This is a genomic window from Candidatus Nitronauta litoralis, from assembly GCA_015698285.1.
GTDB lineage: Bacteria > Nitrospinota > Nitrospinia > Nitrospinales > Nitrospinaceae > Nitronauta > Nitronauta litoralis.
In genome coordinates, this window is the sequence record CP048685.1 from 2,869,606 (window position 1) to 2,887,063 (window position 17,458).

Sequence of the window (17,458 nt, forward strand, 5' to 3'; positions counted from 1 at the left end):
GGTAGAAACATGGCCCCACCACTGCCCGTCGTGGCAATTATTGGCCGCGCCAACGTTGGTAAATCCACCCTGTTTAACCGATTGGTCGGGGAACGGCGGTCTATTGTCAATAACCAGTCAGGCGTGACCCGTGACCGAATTTATGGTCAGGTAACTTTTTATAAAAAACCCTTCATGTTGATTGATACAGGTGGGATCGATATCGACGGGGGTGGAAAAATCGAGGATATGGTTCTCGTGCAGGGGGATCTTGCATTGGCGGAAGCCGATGTTGTCGTGTTTATTGCTGATGGACGACAGGGCTTGACTCCGCAGGATGAAGAAGTAATCCAGAAGCTAAGGAGGTCAGGCAAACCTTTTTACATTGGGGTCAACAAGATCGATTCTCAAAAACAGGAATTGGACACCAACGAATTCTTCAGATTAGGTCTGGATTCTGTCTATCCTATTTCTGCAGAACATGGGCTCGGGATAGATGATTTGATGTTGCCTTTGGTTGAAGCATTGCCGTTGCAGGAATCAGAAGAAACAGAACAGGAAGGAATTCGGTTGGCGATCATAGGGCGGCCTAACGTCGGAAAATCGTCACTGATCAATCAGTTTCTTGAAAAAGAACGTTGCATTGTTTCCGAAATTCCCGGGACGACCCGTGATTCAGTGGATACGGTTCTTGAATATGAAGACACTACATTTATTTTGACCGATACTGCAGGAATCCGGCGTAAGGGGAAAACTCACCAGGTTCTGGAAAAGTTCAGTGTCATAATGTCCCTGAAAGTTTTAGAGCGAAGCGACATCGCGGTTCTACTCATCGATGCGGTTGAAGGAGTCACGGATCAGGATGCAACCATTGCAGGTTATGCGCATGAGGAAGGTCGGGGAGTGATCGTATGTGTGAATAAATGGGATCTTGCTTATTCGGAAGACCTTGATTGGAAAGAGGTTGAAGCGAGAGTCAGAAACAAATTGAAATTTCTCGAATTTGCACCCATAATGCCGGTTTCCGCCAAAACGGGTAAGGGGCTTCAAAGGTTATTACCTGAAGTGGAGAAGGTGTATAAGGAGTACACACGCACCATCACCACATCTCGTTTGAACGATTGTTTCGCTAAGGCGATACAGAGGCGGCCAATGAGCAGTTTTCGAGGCAAGTTTTTAAAGCTGTTTTATGCAACTCAGATTAAAAGCCGGCCTCCCACGTTCCAGTGTTTTGTGAATTACCCGGAAGGAATTCACTTTTCCTACGAACGTTATCTCTTAAACAGCCTTCGAAATTCCTTTGGTTTTGAAGGAACTCCAATCCGGCTATTATTCGCAAGCCGGCATCCTGGTTCTCGGCGTGAGGGTTCTCGATAAAAAAGTAAAGATTTATAAAGGGTATAATTTTCGTGTTCTGGATATCCCGGGGTACGAGAAAATTACGTTTGGTTGTCCGCCAGGAATTGTCAAAGACTTTGCAAGGCGAGAAGAAGACCTCACCTCTCACTATATTCTTCCGACCCGGACCCTGGTAAAAGGGAAGAATAACTTCGACTTCGAATTTATTGTTTATAACTTCCTGTTTATTCGCAGTCAAAAATCAAAAATAAATATCTATTGTACGCAGGACCAGAAAGAACGTTTCCATGCCATCATGAGCGAAACACTTTTTGGTCCGACCCTGCATCAAATGCTATGTGCCCAATTCCGTAGTTTTATGAAGCGTTCGGGTTTTACCTCAGGTGAGAATACCCGGTTTGAAAAATACCTTTTAAGCCTTTCGCGCGATAAAAAACTGCTAGGTAAGCTACAGGGAATGATGGAAACGCAGGTGTCTGCCGAGGTTCTGCTGAAAGAGCTTTCCAGTCATTTCAAGAAGATTTTAAAAACCAAAGCCTGGATGCAGAAACAGTCCAAAAGCCCGGCAAACCTGTTTGCGAAAAATACTCTTCAATGCTTTCAGTTACAGCGTGAAATGGAGTTATTCAGTCTGACTCGTGATTGCACCCGAGAGGAATTTCTGGATCGTCTGGTGGAGTTCCACCTGTTTGGAAAAGATAAGACGGTCACCTTGCAAAGCAAGGAAAGTTCGAGGAAAAAACTGAATGTGGTTCAAGTGAGTCCATCCTATTTCGAAATCTACGAAGGGAAAAAACTCAAAGCAGAGTTGGATTTTAATGAAATAGACTCCCCCTTAATCCCGGAAACAATCAATCTCCTTGATCGGCCTTTTTTAGGTGCGACGTTTCTTGGAGTGGGGTCAGGGTTTTCTGCTAACCGTCGTAACAGCTGTATGATCCTTTGGGCTGAGGGAAAAGGCCTGATGGTGGATGCTTTTAGCGATAATAATGAAGCTCTGCTGGCGCACGGTATTACGGAAAACGATGTGGGCTCAATGTTTTTATCTCATGTGCATTCTGATCATGATGCCGGTTTTATTGAAAAAATTCTTTCAGGACAACGCCTGAAAGTGATGACCTCCCGCATCATTTTTGAAAGTTTTCTTCGAAAAATTGAAGCGATCACACTGTTTCCATGCGAAGTCATAGAAAGCTTTATTGATTTTATCGAATTAGAACCCAAGAAAAAAATAAAGCTGCCGGAATGTAAAAATACCTACATTGAGTTCGATTATTCCTTTCATTCAATTCCTTCAGGAAGGCTGGTCCTGACCTATAAAGATAAAAATGGGAAGGAAAAGAGTATCAGCCATTCGGGTGATACAAAGTATGATCGAGAGTTGATTCACCGTTGGTATGAACAGGGGATTTTTTCCCGGAACCGCTACCAGGCCATTATGGGGTTTATCTGGGATGCGGATTTGATCATACATGAGGTGGGAGGGGGGCAGCTGCATACCGAATTCGGTGCCTTAACGGAATTGAAGCCGGAAATAGCAAAGAAAATGATTCTGACCCATCAGCATAAAAGCTCCATCAACCACCCGTATTTCCATTTTGCTGATGAAGGCGAAACCAGGGCTGTGATCCCAATGCCAAAAAAGAAGGGACCCACTACGCTTGAGTTTTTAAAGGAGATCAGCCTTTTTCAGGGAGTGGGAGCTTCGGCTTTAAAAAACCTTGAAAAGAAATCCAAAGCAGTTCATTACAACCCGGGTGATACTGTTTTTACCAAAAATGATATTGGAGAAACTTTTTACGTTATTCTCGATGGGTTTGCGGAAATCATCCTGGGTGGGAAGATGAATGCGATTTATGAAAAAGGGATGTTTTTTGGTGAACTTGCGATCACTACCGATAATCCATTAAGACGAGGTACCGTTCGTGCCTTGTCAAAGCTGACGTTGCTTGAAATATCCAAAAAACTTTATCTGGATTCCGGATTACCTACCATCATGGATGATTTTTACCGTCTTGATAATCATTTCAGTGAAGTGGTGAGACCTAGTCTTGTCGCATCCCTGGGGTTTGGCAGCCTGGCCCACTGGAAAAAAGGAGAACATATTTTCCCAAAGAAAAGTGAAGAGGCTCCTGTCTATTTGTTATTGTCCGGGCAGGTTAAGGTGTCCTGTGGAAAGGGGAAAAAGATTGCATTTCTATCCAGCGGGGATATTATGGGTGAAATTTCTGAATGGAAAACAATCGTTAAAAAGGCTGATATTCTTGCAGATTCCGATAAGGTTTTTGCTGTGCAACTTGAACCGGATCAGATTACCCAGATATTCAAGCTGTATCCGTCATTTTACGGAACGGTATACCAGAAGATAAAAAAGTTGGAAGCAAGGTTGTCCAAAAACTGATTAGAGTGTTTTTTTAATCAGTGGTTTCGCCGATGTGTTGCCGGGGATTGAAAACGGTCCCTGTATCTTCCCGGGAGTAAAAAATGAAATCTTACAATGCGGAGCATATCAGGAACGTCGGATTAATCGGGCATGGTGGATCAGGGAAGACTTCTACCGCCGAAGCTGTTTTGTATATTGCCGGGGTGTCCGACCGGCTGGGTAAAGTTGGAGACAACTCCTCCGTCATGGACTTTGATCCTGACGAAATCAAACGCGGTAATTCAACAAACGCCTCCCTTGCAACATTTGAATTTCAAAAACATAAAATCAATCTGATCGACACTCCCGGAACCAATAATTTCGTAGGGGATACCGTGGGGTGTGTTCGAGTGGTTGACGGTGCCGTCGTGGTGATTGCTGCAGATACGGGGGTTCAGTTTTACACTGAGAAAACATGGAAATGGGCGAATGACCAGGGAATACCCAGGATTCTGTTTATTAACAAGATGGATTCCGAGGAGTCCCAGGTCGATAGTATCCTGGAAGTGGTTCGAAAAAAATTTTCAATCAAACCGGTATTGCTGGACCTCCCAGTGGGCAGCGGCGATGGGTTCAAGGGTATTGTGGACCTGGTAGAACAAAAATACTTTGAATATGAAAAAGGCGGTAAAGGGGTTGGAAAAGTGACCGCCATACCTGATGACCTGGCAGACGAGGTGGAAACGGCGCGGATGGAGTTGGTTGAATCTGTCGCCGAAGCTGATGATGAGCTCATCGAAATTTATCTCGAAACGGGTGAGCTTTCCGAAGAAGAATTTTTAAAGGGGCTAAAGGGTGGAATAGCGAGTGGGAACCTTGTACCGGTTTTGCTGGGAGCCGCTCTTCACAATATCGGTGTCGATCGATTGATGAATGCTATGGTCGAATACATTCCTTCCCCGGATAAACGGAATGCTCAATTGGCAACCCAAGTGGAAAGCGGAGAAACAACAGAAATTTCTCCTGACGCTTCGGGGCCTTTCACCGCTCAGGTTTTTAAAACCATTGCTGACCCCTACGCAGGTAAGTTGACGTTGTTTCGGGTTTTTTCTGGTAAGCTGACAGGAGATTCGTCTGTTTATAATACGAATCATGAAGCCAATGAGCGAGTGGGGCAACTCATGTCGCTCCAGGGCAAAAAACAGGTCCAATTACCTGAAGTGGTTGCAGGGGATATTGCCTGCGTGGCAAAATTAAAAGTGACCGGTACTGGTGATTCGCTGGGTCCCGATGCTAAAGGGGCAGTAAAATTCGAAGACATACCCTTTCCCAACGCAGTTCTAGCTCGTGGTATGGTCCCCAAAACCCGTGCCGATGAAGAAAAAATAAGTAATGCCCTGAACCGCCTTTGTGAAGAGGACCCGACTATAAAAGTAGAAAGGGATGCCCAGACGCACGAATTAATAGTTTCCGGTATGGGCGCAGTCCATTTAGATGTTATTCTGGAAAGGCTGAAGCGACGCTTTGGAGTGGAAGTAGATGTTAAGCCACCGAAGGTACCGTATCTGGAAACGATCAGAAAGAGCACAAAGGTACAGGGAAAGTATAAAAAGCAGACCGGGGGTAGAGGCCAATACGGAGATTGCTGGTTGGAGATCGGGCCGCTTGCAAAGGGCGCTGGTTTTCAATTCGAAAACAAGATTGTTGGTGGTGCGATCCCTAAAACCTATATTCCGGCTGTGGAAAAGGGAGTGCAGGAAGCCATGGCAGGAGGCGTGGTCGCTCATTACCCGATGGTGGACATCAGGGTTGCGGTTTATGATGGTTCTTACCATGATGTCGACTCATCTGAAATGGCTTTTAAGATCGCGGGATCGATGGGCTTCAAAAAAGGTGTGTTGGATTGCAAACCGATCCTGCTTGAGCCTGTAATGCTCTTGAATGTCGTTGTGCCGAGTGAATCTATGGGCGATATCATTGGTGACCTCAACTCAAAACGTGGGAAGGTGTTGGGTGTTGAAGCTGATGAAGATACACAGAATATCCGGGCACACGTTCCGATGGCTTCTTTATTAAACTATGCTCCCGAATTACGGGCGATCACCGGAGGGCGTGGCGAGTTTGAAATGGAATTCGACCACTACGATGATGTTCCTGAACACATTGCCTCTAAAATTATTGAAGAAGCTCAATCGAAAAAAGTTGAAAGTAAGGAGTAATCTCCCAACAAAAGGAGAAAAGACCATCTATGGCACTTGAACAGGAAACGGTGGTCAAAGCCGATCTGGTAGATCATGTCTATGAGCGAGTCGGGTTCACCCGGTCTGAAGCGCTCAATGCCGTAGAAGTGATTCTTGAAGAAATAAAATCCGCGTTGGGGCGTGGAGAGAATGTTCGAATCGTTGGATTCGCTAGCTTCAACCTCCGGCGGAAAAATGCGCGTAGAGCGCGCAACCCCAAAACAGGCGAGCCCATTACGATTCAGCCCCGGACCGTCCTTACCTTTAAACCAAGCCGCCATTTATTGGAGGCAACCAACCGAACTACCCATGAGTCAGATGATTCCGGATAAATTATTTTTTAAAATTGGGGAAGTAGCAGAGATTGCTGGGTTGGAACAGCATGTTCTTCGTTATTGGGAGGACGAGTTTGATCAGTTGAAGCCAACAAAAAACCGATCCGGGCAGCGCTTGTACCAGAAAAAGGATGTTGAAATGGTGCTGGAAATTCAAAGACTTCTATACACTGATAAGTTTACTCTGGCTGGAGCCAAGCAAAAGCTGAAAGAGCGTAAAAAACCCGGATCCCAACTGGACTTTGGCTTTGACCGCGAAAAATTCCATGGGTGGAAAGATCAGATCAAATCTGAATTAAAATCTATTTTAAAAATTCTGGAAAGCTAATCTCCCTTCCTTTTCCCCCCGCTTTATTTCTCACAATCTGGCTGTAAACCAATTCCCTTTTTATTTCCTTGTAGTTGGACGGTTCGTTTTGGTAACTTGGAAGTAAGGCTCTTTTTCCGAGGTGAAACATGCTCCGAATGGTTCGATCATCAATAGGTGTGTTTGGGTTTTTGTTTTTCTCCATGGCTTTTTGCGTTTCTACTCTTGCGCAGTCGCCTCCTTCCACCAAGCCCGAAACCCAAAAGCGAAAGTTTTACGAATATAAAGGGAATTATCGGGAAGAAATAGAAACACTCCGTAAGAAATTCAAAGATGCTTTTGGTTATGAACTTATGGATGCTTCACCGGGATGGAAGGCGGATGAGATAAGAACCATGCACCGGGTGTTTGAGCGACTGCCAGACAGTTTTTACAGACTACCAGGACTTACAAAATTGATACGGCTTTCGGCCTTCCCATCAAAACATCAGCAGGGGGCCGGTGGAAGAATTCCCGCAGCCACTTTTCCGAAGTTCACAACTGTTTACCGCCAGGTCTTGAAATCTCACATGGCGGTGTTTCAGGATGATACTTTCAGGCTGGAGTTTTATGATTCCCTGTTTTCCGAAGAAGAAGCGGATCTGGAAAATATTGTGCACCATGAAATGGGACACGCAATGGATATTTCGAGAGGCATGCTGAGTTTTGGTAAAGATTGGCTCGAAATTGCCGGTTTCAGTATTTTAAATTTGCCGCCTCTTGATGCGCGACCTGATGGAGATTATATCTACACCCTGAAAAATGACCCTGAAATACCCAACTATGCTCCCGTGTCGGGTAGACATCTCCCAACCTATTCCAGGGAAAATCCACAAGAAGATTTTGCTAATTCAATTGCAGCGTACATTCATTATCCCTACTTCAAGTATTCCCATCCGGCGCGATACAAATTTTTAAAACAAACTGTGTTCGATGGCAAGGATGTGGTCATGTCATCGCCTGGGCCGTCTGTATTTAAAGACAAGGTGATTGCCGATGCGAAAGCTCTGGTTGCATCAGGACAATGGGAACAATTGTTCAAACTTGTCACAGAAATGGGGCGCAACACTTTTCCTGAAGTTGAAAAGGCCTTGATGTCAGTTTTATACGAGGCGGCCGACCCTTCCAGAGGCAACGAAGGCGCTGACTGGATTGCGCGTTCAACCTGTTACCTCAATGACCCCGAAGCTCTGAAGTTAAGACGAAGTCTTGCAGCGGACAGACGAATAAAAGTGTCCGAGATCATGAAACATGAACGCTGTTTTCGAATGGCTAAAAAAGTTTTTGAAGAAGACCAGGTCAAATGGCCGCTACTGAACCTTTATTTTTTCCTGGAAAATGGAAGGCCGATGGTCCAGTTTCTCGATCCCATTGGATTGAACGCCCGGGCCAGAGGATTTAAAACCCGTTACCTCTGGACGTTAAACTTTCCAAAAAATACGGGGAAGGTGGTTTTAAACGGAAGTGAGGAGGGCCCTGAGTTTGTGACAGGAGCCGCGAGCCTTGACCTCAAGAAATCTGCATTTCGGTTATTCACTCTGCCTGAAGGAGCGGAACTTGAGCTTCAAGTAACAGCTGAGCGTTATAACGAATTGGGACAGCGGTTTGTGTCGACTCCAAGTGCTATCAAATTTGTTGTTCACCCCTGGTTTCCTTACACACCCACTTCGGAAGAAACAGTTAAAGTTAGATATCCACCGAGTATGATGCAACTGGAAAAGAGGGCAGGGCTTTAAGACAGGTCTCGAACAAGACGGACAGCCATGTTCAGGTTGGCATACTGGGAGGGCCAGACTTTCATGCCATCTTCATACTGGATGATGAGGGCGGATGAATCTTTCGTATCTTCTGTCCAGGTCACCCCTGCACTACCGGGCTCGAAAATGGGGTCGATATAAATAGAGTCACCATATTTATCAGTATTGCTTTTCTCAAGATCAAGAAGGTTAAAGGCCTCAAACTCCCAGGGAAACCGCCAGTCCTCATGTCCGGCAAATCGTTCCAGGTTTACGATTTGCATATATTCATGACCGGTAAACCAGTTCTTCCATTTTTTTGTGTCCTGGAAAGAATCTGTTTTTTTCCACATCAGGTTTTGCTTCTTGTCAGTTATGGTGCCGTTTCCGTTGTCAATAAATCGTTCATCCTGGCTCATGAATAGGTCCTTGAAGGGTTAGCAGATGGATTGGGAAAGTTTTTATTTCGAGTTTTATTATAAGTCGTTCCCCAGGTATTGGTCCATGACCAGTAGTTTGATTTCAGTCATTTCTTCAATGGTGTACTTGATGCCTTCGCGACCCATTCCCGAATCTTTGACACCTCCATAGGGCATGTTGTCGACACGAAATGTGGGAACATCATTTAGCACAACCCCTCCGACTTCGAGTTCGTTAAAAGCATTGAAAGCCTTGTCCAGTTGGTTAGTGAAGACACCTGCCTGCAGACCAAACGCCGAATCATTGACTGAACGCAATGCGTCTTGAAAATCCCCATACGGTTCAAGAATCATCAGGGGGCCAAAAGCTTCCTGGCAGACAGCCTGGTATTTTGGATTGACCTGAGTCAATACAGCAGGCTCTACAAAAGTACCATCGCGTTTTCCGCCAGTGAGAAGCTTGGCACCGCCACTGACCGCTTCGTCAATCCATTGTTCAATTCGTTTCGCATTTTCGAGATCAATGAGAGGGCCGATGGTGGTCGTGTCCAGCAAAGTATCCCCTCGTTTCAGAGTTGAAACTTCATTCAGAAGTTTATCTTTAAAAGAATCAATAATTGATTCATGTACAAAGGTGCGTTGGACGGAAATGCAAACCTGACCAGAATAGGCAAAGGCTCCGAAGCATACGCGTTTGGCTGTAGTTTCCAGATCAGCATCCGGTTCGATGATCACACCGGCGTTGCCACCAAGCTCCAGTGTGACGCGTTTCCTTCCGGCTCGCGATTTGATATCCCACCCGACTGGAGGGCTGCCTGTAAATGTCACCATTTGGAGCCGGTCATCTTCAACTAGTGCCGTGGCATCGGATGATCGACAGGGTAAAATACTGATTGATCCTTCTGGAGCATCCGTTTCGGCAATCACCCTTCCCAATAGCAAAGCGGTGAGGGGTGTCAGCGAAGAAGGTTTTAACACAATGGGATTGCCAACCGCTAAAGCGGGGGCAACTTTGTGAGCCACCAGATTCAGGGGAAAGTTGAAAGGAGAAATACCGGAAACAGGCCCAAGAGGAAAACGCTTTACGATTCCTGTTTTTCCCTGCGCGGCTTCGGTGATATCCAGGTTAAGCATTTCCCCTGGAATACGGGTCGCTTCTTCAGCAGCAAGATTAAATGTTGAAATGGATCGGGCGACTTCACCTCGCGAATACAGTAAGGGTTTTCCGGATTCAATGGTTATGGTTTCGGCAAACTCTTCCTGTCGTTTCTTTATCCCTTTGGCAATTTGAGAGCATATGCTGGCTCGCTTATGAGAGGGCAACCGTCGAGTGGTTTCGAAGGCATCCCCTGCAAGCGCAATAGCTCGGTCAATCGTAGATGGGTTGGCCAGGCTCACTTCTGCGAATACCTGTTGTGTGTAGGGATTGGTTACCGGGATGGTGTGGTCTGCATTTTCCCAGGACCTTCCAATCATAAAGGGATGTTTTTGCGTCATTTGAAAATCCTGAAGTTTATTTACTCGCAGGCCGGTTGTCAGGGCCTTTATTCGTTTTTAGAAAGTTGTGGTACCTATTGTAAGAAAAAACTGAAATGTTTCAAGGGGAGCTGCGCTTATTCAAAAATAAGATTTTGAGTAGGTTAATGACAAAATGGTTCAGGCCACTCTTTCCGGGATGTCCTGTGAACTTGAAACCGGAAGTTCGATAATGAAGGTGGTGCCCCTTGGGTGGTTGTCTCGGACCTGAATTAATCCGTTATGGTCGATAATGATTCGGCTGACAATCGCAAGTCCCAACCCCGTGCCTCGTTTTTTGGTTGTGAAATGCGGTAAGAACAACTTTTCCCTGTTTTGAGGCTGGATTCCCTTGCCATCGTCGGAAAATTCTATTCGGACTCGCCCGGTATCGGAATGAAGCCAGGTGTTGATGATGATATTACCTTCTGCAGACAGGGCATCAAGAGCATTATCAAACAGGTTGATGAATACCCGACGAATCTGATCCGGGTCCAGGAACAGGTTCTGCAGATTAGGATCAAAACGAGTGGTGATGCGTATATTTTTTTCATGTCCTTCGTATAGTCGAATCACATCTTTGATCAATGGGTGTATCGGGGTCGCCCTGGGGCTTGGTGTCGGCATGCGGGAAAATCTCAGGAATTCATTGAGGAGTTGTTTCATCCCTTCCACTTCCTGGGTGATGATGTCAATACTTTCATCAAAGACCTTGGAGAACGTAACCTTGTCCTCATAGTATTTCTTTTTTAGTCGTTGTGTGTTTAGTTGAATCGGGGTTAGCGGGTTTTTGATTTCATGTGCAATTCCCTGTGCCACTTCCTGCCAGGCAGCTACCTTTTGCGCTTTGATCAGTTGTGTCAGGTCCTCGAACACGATCAACAACCCAAGATATTTTTTGGAGTGGTCGAGCATAAAATTCAGATTCACAAGCAGATTCAACGGGGCGTCTCCCAAGGTTATTTCAACCTGCTCCTGCATAAGCCTGCTATTTTCCCGACTCATCTTTCTGATCATTTGTCGGATAGGGTCGTGAAAGGAGGGTGGAAATGCATCCTTGTAAGTGGAGCCCATGGGATTGTTTTTGGAATACCCCAGAATTCTTTTCGCAGCATTGTTGAATGTAGTGACAAGCCCTTTCTTGTCGATAGAAATTACTCCGGCACCCACGTTTTCAAGTACCGTTTCAATATAGTTTCGCCGACGCTCCAGCTCAAAATTTGTTGATTTTAAATCTTCATTAGCTTGCTCAATCCGCTTTCTGTTTTCCTGCAGCTCACCGGTCATTTGATTGAATGAAGTCACGAGTATTCCGATTTCATCCGTGGTGTCGAGTCGAATACGGACGTTAAGGTCACCACTCGCAACGCGCCGCGTACCTTCAGCCAACTGTTGAATGGGGATGGTGATTCCACGTGCGAGATAAATTCCAAGCCAGATGGCTGAAAATAAAATCAACAGGGTGATCAGGAGGAATGTGAAATAATAATTGGCACTGACAGGGAGTTTAAGCAAGCTTTGCTTTTTATATTGCTCAAACATGTTTTGTATATTGCCGATTTTCATCAAAGACGATTTCGGGATTTCAGAGAGGGTCACAATATAGCCCCAGACTGTGGACCCATCTTCTACTTTCTGCGTAAGAGGAACCAGGACTGAAAGATAGTTTTCTCCCCTGTAAGAACGAACTTCAGAGATTCTTTCATCTCCTGTGCTGGCCCGGATCAAACTCAGAAAATCTTCGGGTTCAGAATTTAATTTAGAATCAGGATGGGTTCTTGCCGCAACCAGTTGCCCGGCATTATCGTAAATGAAAAGGGCTCCAAGATTGTAATCCACTACCTTGTTAGCAACGAGTTGATCCAGGTCTACCCGCTTTTCCTGGCGATACAATTGATTTCCGGTGATCTGTTTTTCCAATTGTTGAGCATGGAAGTGACTCTGTTTTTCTACATAGGAATAATATTCCCGTGCCACTTCCATGGATTGCTGCAGCGAATCTTCGACCTGAAAACTGAACCAGTTTCCTACGCTGTAGCTGAAAAGCTTACTGGCAACAAAAAACAGGAGAATGGAAGGTACCAGCGCCAGTGTCAGGAACGCGACAATCAGTTTTGTCTGGAAACGGGAACCCAGAATGCGGCTTTTTCGTTCGTTGTGGAGTTTGACAAAGTTTCGAACGATCAGGACGATCAGGAGAAACAGCAGGATCAGGATTATATTGAAAAGCAGCAGAACAGGAATATTGTCCGATATTGAAGAACGTTCCTGTAGCAGATAGACTTCAAGCCCCGTCAGGCCGACCAGAGCAAGGAAAATAAGCGCAAGGCGCCATCGTGCGCGTGAACGTTTTTTTCTTATCTCAGCTTCAGTGAGGGTGGTGTTAAACGGATTAGAACTAATTGAAGGACCGGACGACATTCTTTATTCCCCTCGAATCGGTTTCGTTCGGTGAGCTTTTTTCACCTTCATTTGCTTCGATGGAAAACGTCAGGTCAGGATCCAGTATGAGCGGAGAAGATTCGGCCCAGTCGGTTTCAAATTCATCGAAAGGAACGAAAAACAACAGGTAGTTGAAGGGAAAGCCGAATCCTTCGGCCTCCATTTCGGCACGGACTCGCACAAAATATTGTACATCTTCGTCAAGTTTATGAACGGGTGCGAGTGGGATATTCTGTAGTGTCAGCATTAACTCCTGAAAACGTTTTGGTCTTTTGGTAACGACTTTACGTTTCACTCCCTTACCGTTTGAGGTGAAAGTGTAAACGCCCTTTAAGCTGTCATACTGGACCGTATTCACAACAGTATTCCTGCTGACGGTTCTGTCTGGCAGAACATCTACTTTTTCAACCAGTTCAACTTCATAGGTGAACGTTAAGGGAACACCGCTTTCCACCGCTTCCATGGTACTTTCGGTAAAAGCCTCAATGAGTAACGCATCGACCATAACCAGGCGTTCACTTGCTTTGACACCAATATTCACAATGCCAGGGTCTTCGTCCGCAAAAGACGGAGTGACGAATATCAGCATACTTGCGAGAAGAGCCAGGCAGATTTTGGATCGGGTTGATTCAGGAGTTTTCAAAGTATCGATATGTTTCAAGTAAGCCGTCCTTAAGGCTGTGTTCAGATGACCAGCCAAGGTTGTTAAATCGTTTGGGGTTGATGGCGCTTCGTATCAAATCACCCGCTTTAGCAGGTTGATAGTCTATTTCCGTCTCTTTTCCGGAGATATCAATAAGGGTTTTGGTCAGCTCGTTTACCGATGTTTCCCGACCGGTTCCTACATTGAAAACCCCTGTAATGTTTTCATCCAGAGCCTTTATATTGGCAGAGACCACATCCTGGACAAAAATGAAATCCCGTGTTTGCTCTCCATCTCCAAAAATGATGGGTTGATCTCCCCTGGCTAACCGGTGGCAGTGGATGGCAACCACCCCCGCTTCCCCCTGGGGGTTTTGTCTTGGGCCAAAAACATTGCTGTACCGCAAAATTACCCGGTCCAGCCCATGCACATTTTTAAAGAAGTCTAGATAATGTTCAGCGCACAGTTTTGAAATGGCATAAGGACTGTAGGGAGCAGGGGGTGTAGATTCATCAGCCGATACACTGTTCAATTCTCCGTAAATTGCGCCCCCCGTTGAGGCAAAGACAACCCTCGCAACTTTAAAAGATATAGCATTTTGGAGTAATTGTAAAGTCCCGATAATATTGGAGTTAGCGTCCTTATCCGGGTTTTGGACCGACTCCTGAATCGAAATCTGGGCCGCGTGGTGGTTGATGACCTCAATCTTTTCATCACCCATGATCTGATAAATATCCGAAGACGTGATATCGACAGGGTAAAAAATTGCGCCTTTTGGGACCAATTCTCTATTTCCGGTAGACAGGTTATCGACTACTACCACCTTATGGCCTTCGGCAAGATAGGCATCTGCGACATGTGAACCTATGAACCCTGCGCCCCCTGTGAGCAGGATATTCATGGTTTGTCCATTTTGATGAGCCGTGTTAATTCGTACAGCTTGTCGAGCGCTTCACGCGGTGTAAGGCTATCCGGGTCCACTTCTTGGATGGCTTTGACAAGAGGAGAGGCAGACTCCTGGAAGAGACCTAATTGCTGCGGTATTTCTTCATGGGGTCTTTCTTTAAGTCCTCGCTTGGGGAATCCGGCGGCATCGAACTCATTGTTTTCGTGGTTTCCAAGAATCTCTCTGGCTCGCTGCAGGACCGATTCCGGAAGACCAGCCAGGCGGGCGACCTGAATGCCGTAACTTCTGTCAGCCCCGCCTTCAGCGATTTTGTGTAGAAAAATGATTTCGTCGTTCCATTCCTTGACCTGAACCTGCCTGTTTTGCACGCCTTGGTGAAGTATCGCCAGTTCGGTCAATTCATGGTAATGCGTCGCAAATAAGGTCCGGGCCCCAAGCCCATCTGATCCATGCAGATATTCAACAATGGCCCAGGCCAGGCTTAGGCCGTCGAAGGTGCTGGTGCCGCGTCCGATTTCATCAAGAATGATGAGGCTGCGGGAAGTGGCATTGTTCAGGATATTCGCTGTCTCGTTCATTTCCACCATGAAGGTGGACTGACCTCTAACCAGATGGTCCTGCGCTCCCACCCGTGAAAAAATCCGGTCGACCAGCCCCACCTTTGCCGCGTCGGCAGGAACAAAGCAGCCAATCTGAGCCATCAAAGCGATCAATGCAATCTGTCTCAAATAGGTAGATTTACCGGCCATGTTGGGGCCAGTGATGATAATCACCTGGTGGTCCTGGCAGTCGAGGTGGCAATCGTTGGGAGTGAAATTTTGAGAGGGGTCTATTGATTCTACCAGGGGATGCCTTCCATTTTCTATAATGAGTCGGTCGTCGTTATTCATTTGCGGTCGATTGTATCCGCTGCGGTGGGATAGTTCGGCAAATCCAGCGAGTGCATCGAGTTGACTGATTATCCGGGTCATATCCTGAATGCGTCTGCCTTCAGCAGAGATTTGTTCCCGTACTTTCTGGAACAACACTTGTTCCATTTCTTTTATTTTTTCCTCAGCCCCACTGATGTCTTCCTCAAGTTTCTTTAACTCAGGACAGATGAATCGCTCCGCATTCACCAGCGATTGTTTGCGGATGTAGTCGTCGGGTACGCGGTCCAGGTTTTTTTTGGTGACCTCAAGAAAGTATCCATAAATTTTGTTGTAGCCGACTTTAAGCTGGGTAATGCGTGTTCTTTCGCGTTCACGCGATTCAAGAGCGGCGATTTCCTGGTTCCCTGTTCGCGAAACCGTTTTTAATCGGTCAAGTTCCGGATCCTGGCCTTCTTTTATAATATGCCCGCCCTTGGATGCCAGAGGAGGGTCATCGACAATGAATCGATCAATGATGTCGTGGACTTCCTGCAAGTTATCCCAATGGTCCAGAAAACTTTTTAAGACAGGAGAGGAAACGGAATCAAGGGTTTGTTGCAGTAAGGGAAAGCGGGCGACGGAGGTTTTCAGGGAAACCAGTTCGCGTGGATTGCAGGTGACAAGTGAGATGCGGGCCAGCAATCGCTCGAGGTCGAGGACCCCGGACAGGTGCTCCCGGATTTCCTGGCGGAGCATAGGGTTCTCCGTGAACAAACCCACTTTATCCAGACGCGACTCCACCTGTTCGCAGTGGACAAGAGGTTTTAAAATCCATTCACGAACCGTGCGAGCTCCCATGGGCGTTAACGTTTGATCAAGCAGCCCCAGCAGAGAGTGTTTTCTTTCACCATTGCTTGAGCGCACCAGTTCGAGACTGTGGACCGTGGCTTCATCCAGTAACATGAAGTCGTCCAGATGAACTGTGGAAATCCGGTTGATGTGTTGGAGCGTAGTTTTTTGAGTTTCAATCAGGTAGTGGATCAGGCCCCCGGCTGCACAAATGGCAAGGGGCAGATGACTGCATCCGAAGCCATCCAGAGATTGCGTTTTAAAATGTTCGAGCAAACTGCGTTTGGCTTGTGCGGCGTGAAAGGTCCAACTCTCCCGGGGACGCCAGTTTTCGCACAAGGTTGATAAAGTGCTCATTCCATTTCCGTTTGACGGCAGAAGTGATTCCGGGCAAATAATTTCCCTGGGCTCCATTCGAGCCAGTTCATCCTGCAGGAGATGAAGTGCATCCTTTCCCTCAATTTGTGTGACCTGGAAATGTCCGGTAGAGATATCCACCGAGGCCAGACCGGTGCCCTTTTCATCCTGATAAATTGAAACAAGGTAGTGATTGTTCTTTGGGTCGAGCAGGTGATCTTCAAGGACGGTTCCCGGTGTAATCACGCGTACGACTTCGCGTTTAACAATTCCCTTGGTCTGTTTCGGGTCTTCTACCTGTTCACAGATAGCAATGCTCTGTCCCTTTTTAATGAGCTTGGCAATATAAAGTGCAGATGAATGGTGGGGGATGCCACACATGGGGATCGGCTGCTCTTTATTTTTATTGCGGCTGGTCAGAGCGATTTCAAGAATAGATGCTGCTTTTTTTGCGTCCTCAAAAAACATTTCATAAAAATCACCCATCCTGAAGAACAGAATCGAATCGGGATGTTCTCCTTTGATGCTCATGTACTGTTGCATCATAGGTGTATCTTCAACAGACGAAGACGTCTTGTTTTTGACCTTGCTCATCAGCTTGACTAGAGGGAGAGGTTTTGAAAGTGGGGTTGTAAACGGGAATAGGTGGCTTCGAGATGCTCAGGGTGAACTTTAGTTTCGCTCAACACGGGCATGAAGTTAGTATCGCCTGCCCAACGGGGAACGATATGGGCATGGATGTGTTCATCAAACCCTGCCCCCGCGCTTTTTCCAATGTTGTATCCGACATTGAAACCATCGGGGTTGTAAGCTTCCCGAAGTATTTCTACAGTTTTCTGAATCAGCTTTCCGGACTCTTCGAGTTCTTCCGGGTTGACCTTGGTGAGGCAGGAAAGATGTCGGTAAGGGGTGACCATCAGGTGACCGTTTGAATACGGGAATGTGTTGATTATGATAAAACAAGTTGTACCGCGATAGAGAATCTTGTTCTTGTGATCGTCGTTCTGGGGAGGGAGCGTGCAAAAAATGCATTCACCGGATTTGATACTTTGAATGTATTCCATTCTCCATGGAGCCCAGAGGGATTCCATTTCTCAGTTCTTTCCGGGGCAATGCCC

13 protein-coding genes are annotated in these 17,458 nt (G+C 46.3%); 6 read left to right on the forward strand and 7 right to left on the reverse strand.

All coding sequences use genetic code 11. The features are described from left to right. Positions 1-9: 9 nt before the first annotated feature. From G3M70_13055 to G3M70_13080, 6 genes are all read left to right on the forward strand, one after another. The gene (locus G3M70_13055; GenBank protein ID QPJ62752.1) at positions 10-1,356 is read left to right on the forward strand and encodes a ribosome biogenesis GTPase Der; all 1,347 of its coding nucleotides are present in this window, start codon (positions 10-12) and stop codon (positions 1,354-1,356) included. Next, positions 1,286-3,739, forward strand: coding sequence for a cyclic nucleotide-binding domain-containing protein (locus G3M70_13060; GenBank protein ID QPJ62753.1), 2,454 nt, complete (start codon positions 1,286-1,288; stop codon positions 3,737-3,739). The genes G3M70_13055 and G3M70_13060 overlap by 71 nt, the downstream gene beginning before the upstream one ends. A gap of 83 nt (positions 3,740-3,822) precedes the next feature. Further along, entirely contained in the window at positions 3,823-5,919 is a 2,097-nt protein-coding gene (gene fusA, locus G3M70_13065) for an elongation factor G (GenBank protein QPJ62754.1), read from the forward strand. 29 nt (positions 5,920-5,948) lie between these two features. Then, positions 5,949-6,272 (forward strand): integration host factor subunit alpha, encoded by a 324-nt coding sequence (locus tag G3M70_13070; protein QPJ62755.1) that lies wholly within the window; start codon positions 5,949-5,951, stop codon positions 6,270-6,272. Further along, a complete protein-coding gene (locus tag G3M70_13075; protein QPJ62756.1) occupies positions 6,250-6,603 on the forward strand; it encodes a MerR family transcriptional regulator in 354 nt (117 codons plus the stop codon). The genes G3M70_13070 and G3M70_13075 overlap by 23 nt, the downstream gene beginning before the upstream one ends. A gap of 128 nt (positions 6,604-6,731) precedes the next feature. Beyond that, positions 6,732-8,357 carry a hypothetical protein gene (locus G3M70_13080; GenBank protein QPJ62757.1) on the forward strand — a complete coding sequence of 542 codons (1,626 nt, stop codon included), beginning with the start codon at positions 6,732-6,734 and terminating at the stop codon, positions 8,355-8,357. Here G3M70_13080 and G3M70_13085 read toward each other — a convergent pair. From G3M70_13085 to G3M70_13115, 7 genes are all read right to left on the reverse strand, one after another. Next, positions 8,354-8,776 (reverse strand): DUF1566 domain-containing protein, encoded by a 423-nt coding sequence (locus tag G3M70_13085; GenBank protein ID QPJ62758.1) that lies wholly within the window; start codon positions 8,774-8,776, stop codon positions 8,354-8,356. The genes G3M70_13080 and G3M70_13085 overlap by 4 nt on opposite strands. 57 nt (positions 8,777-8,833) lie before the next feature. After that, positions 8,834-10,273: an aldehyde dehydrogenase family protein gene (locus G3M70_13090; GenBank protein ID QPJ62759.1), complete on the reverse strand. Its 1,440-nt coding sequence runs from the start codon at positions 10,271-10,273 to the stop codon at positions 8,834-8,836. A 159-nt stretch (positions 10,274-10,432) separates the two neighbouring features. After that, positions 10,433-12,712: a HAMP domain-containing protein gene (locus G3M70_13095; protein QPJ62760.1), complete on the reverse strand. Its 2,280-nt coding sequence runs from the start codon at positions 12,710-12,712 to the stop codon at positions 10,433-10,435. Further along, positions 12,690-13,394, reverse strand: coding sequence for a DUF4390 domain-containing protein (locus G3M70_13100; protein QPJ62761.1), 705 nt, complete (start codon positions 13,392-13,394; stop codon positions 12,690-12,692). The genes G3M70_13095 and G3M70_13100 overlap by 23 nt, the downstream gene beginning before the upstream one ends. Next, positions 13,363-14,277, reverse strand: coding sequence for an NAD-dependent epimerase/dehydratase family protein (locus G3M70_13105; GenBank protein QPJ62762.1), 915 nt, complete (start codon positions 14,275-14,277; stop codon positions 13,363-13,365). Before G3M70_13105 ends, G3M70_13100 begins: the two co-directional genes overlap by 32 nt. Beyond that, positions 14,274-16,934: a DNA mismatch repair protein MutS gene (mutS, locus tag G3M70_13110; GenBank protein ID QPJ62763.1), complete on the reverse strand. Its 2,661-nt coding sequence runs from the start codon at positions 16,932-16,934 to the stop codon at positions 14,274-14,276. The genes G3M70_13105 and mutS overlap by 4 nt, the downstream gene beginning before the upstream one ends. A gap of 8 nt (positions 16,935-16,942) precedes the next feature. Continuing rightward, the gene (locus G3M70_13115; protein ID QPJ62764.1) at positions 16,943-17,431 is read right to left on the reverse strand and encodes an HIT domain-containing protein; all 489 of its coding nucleotides are present in this window, start codon (positions 17,429-17,431) and stop codon (positions 16,943-16,945) included. Positions 17,432-17,458 lie beyond the last annotated feature (27 nt).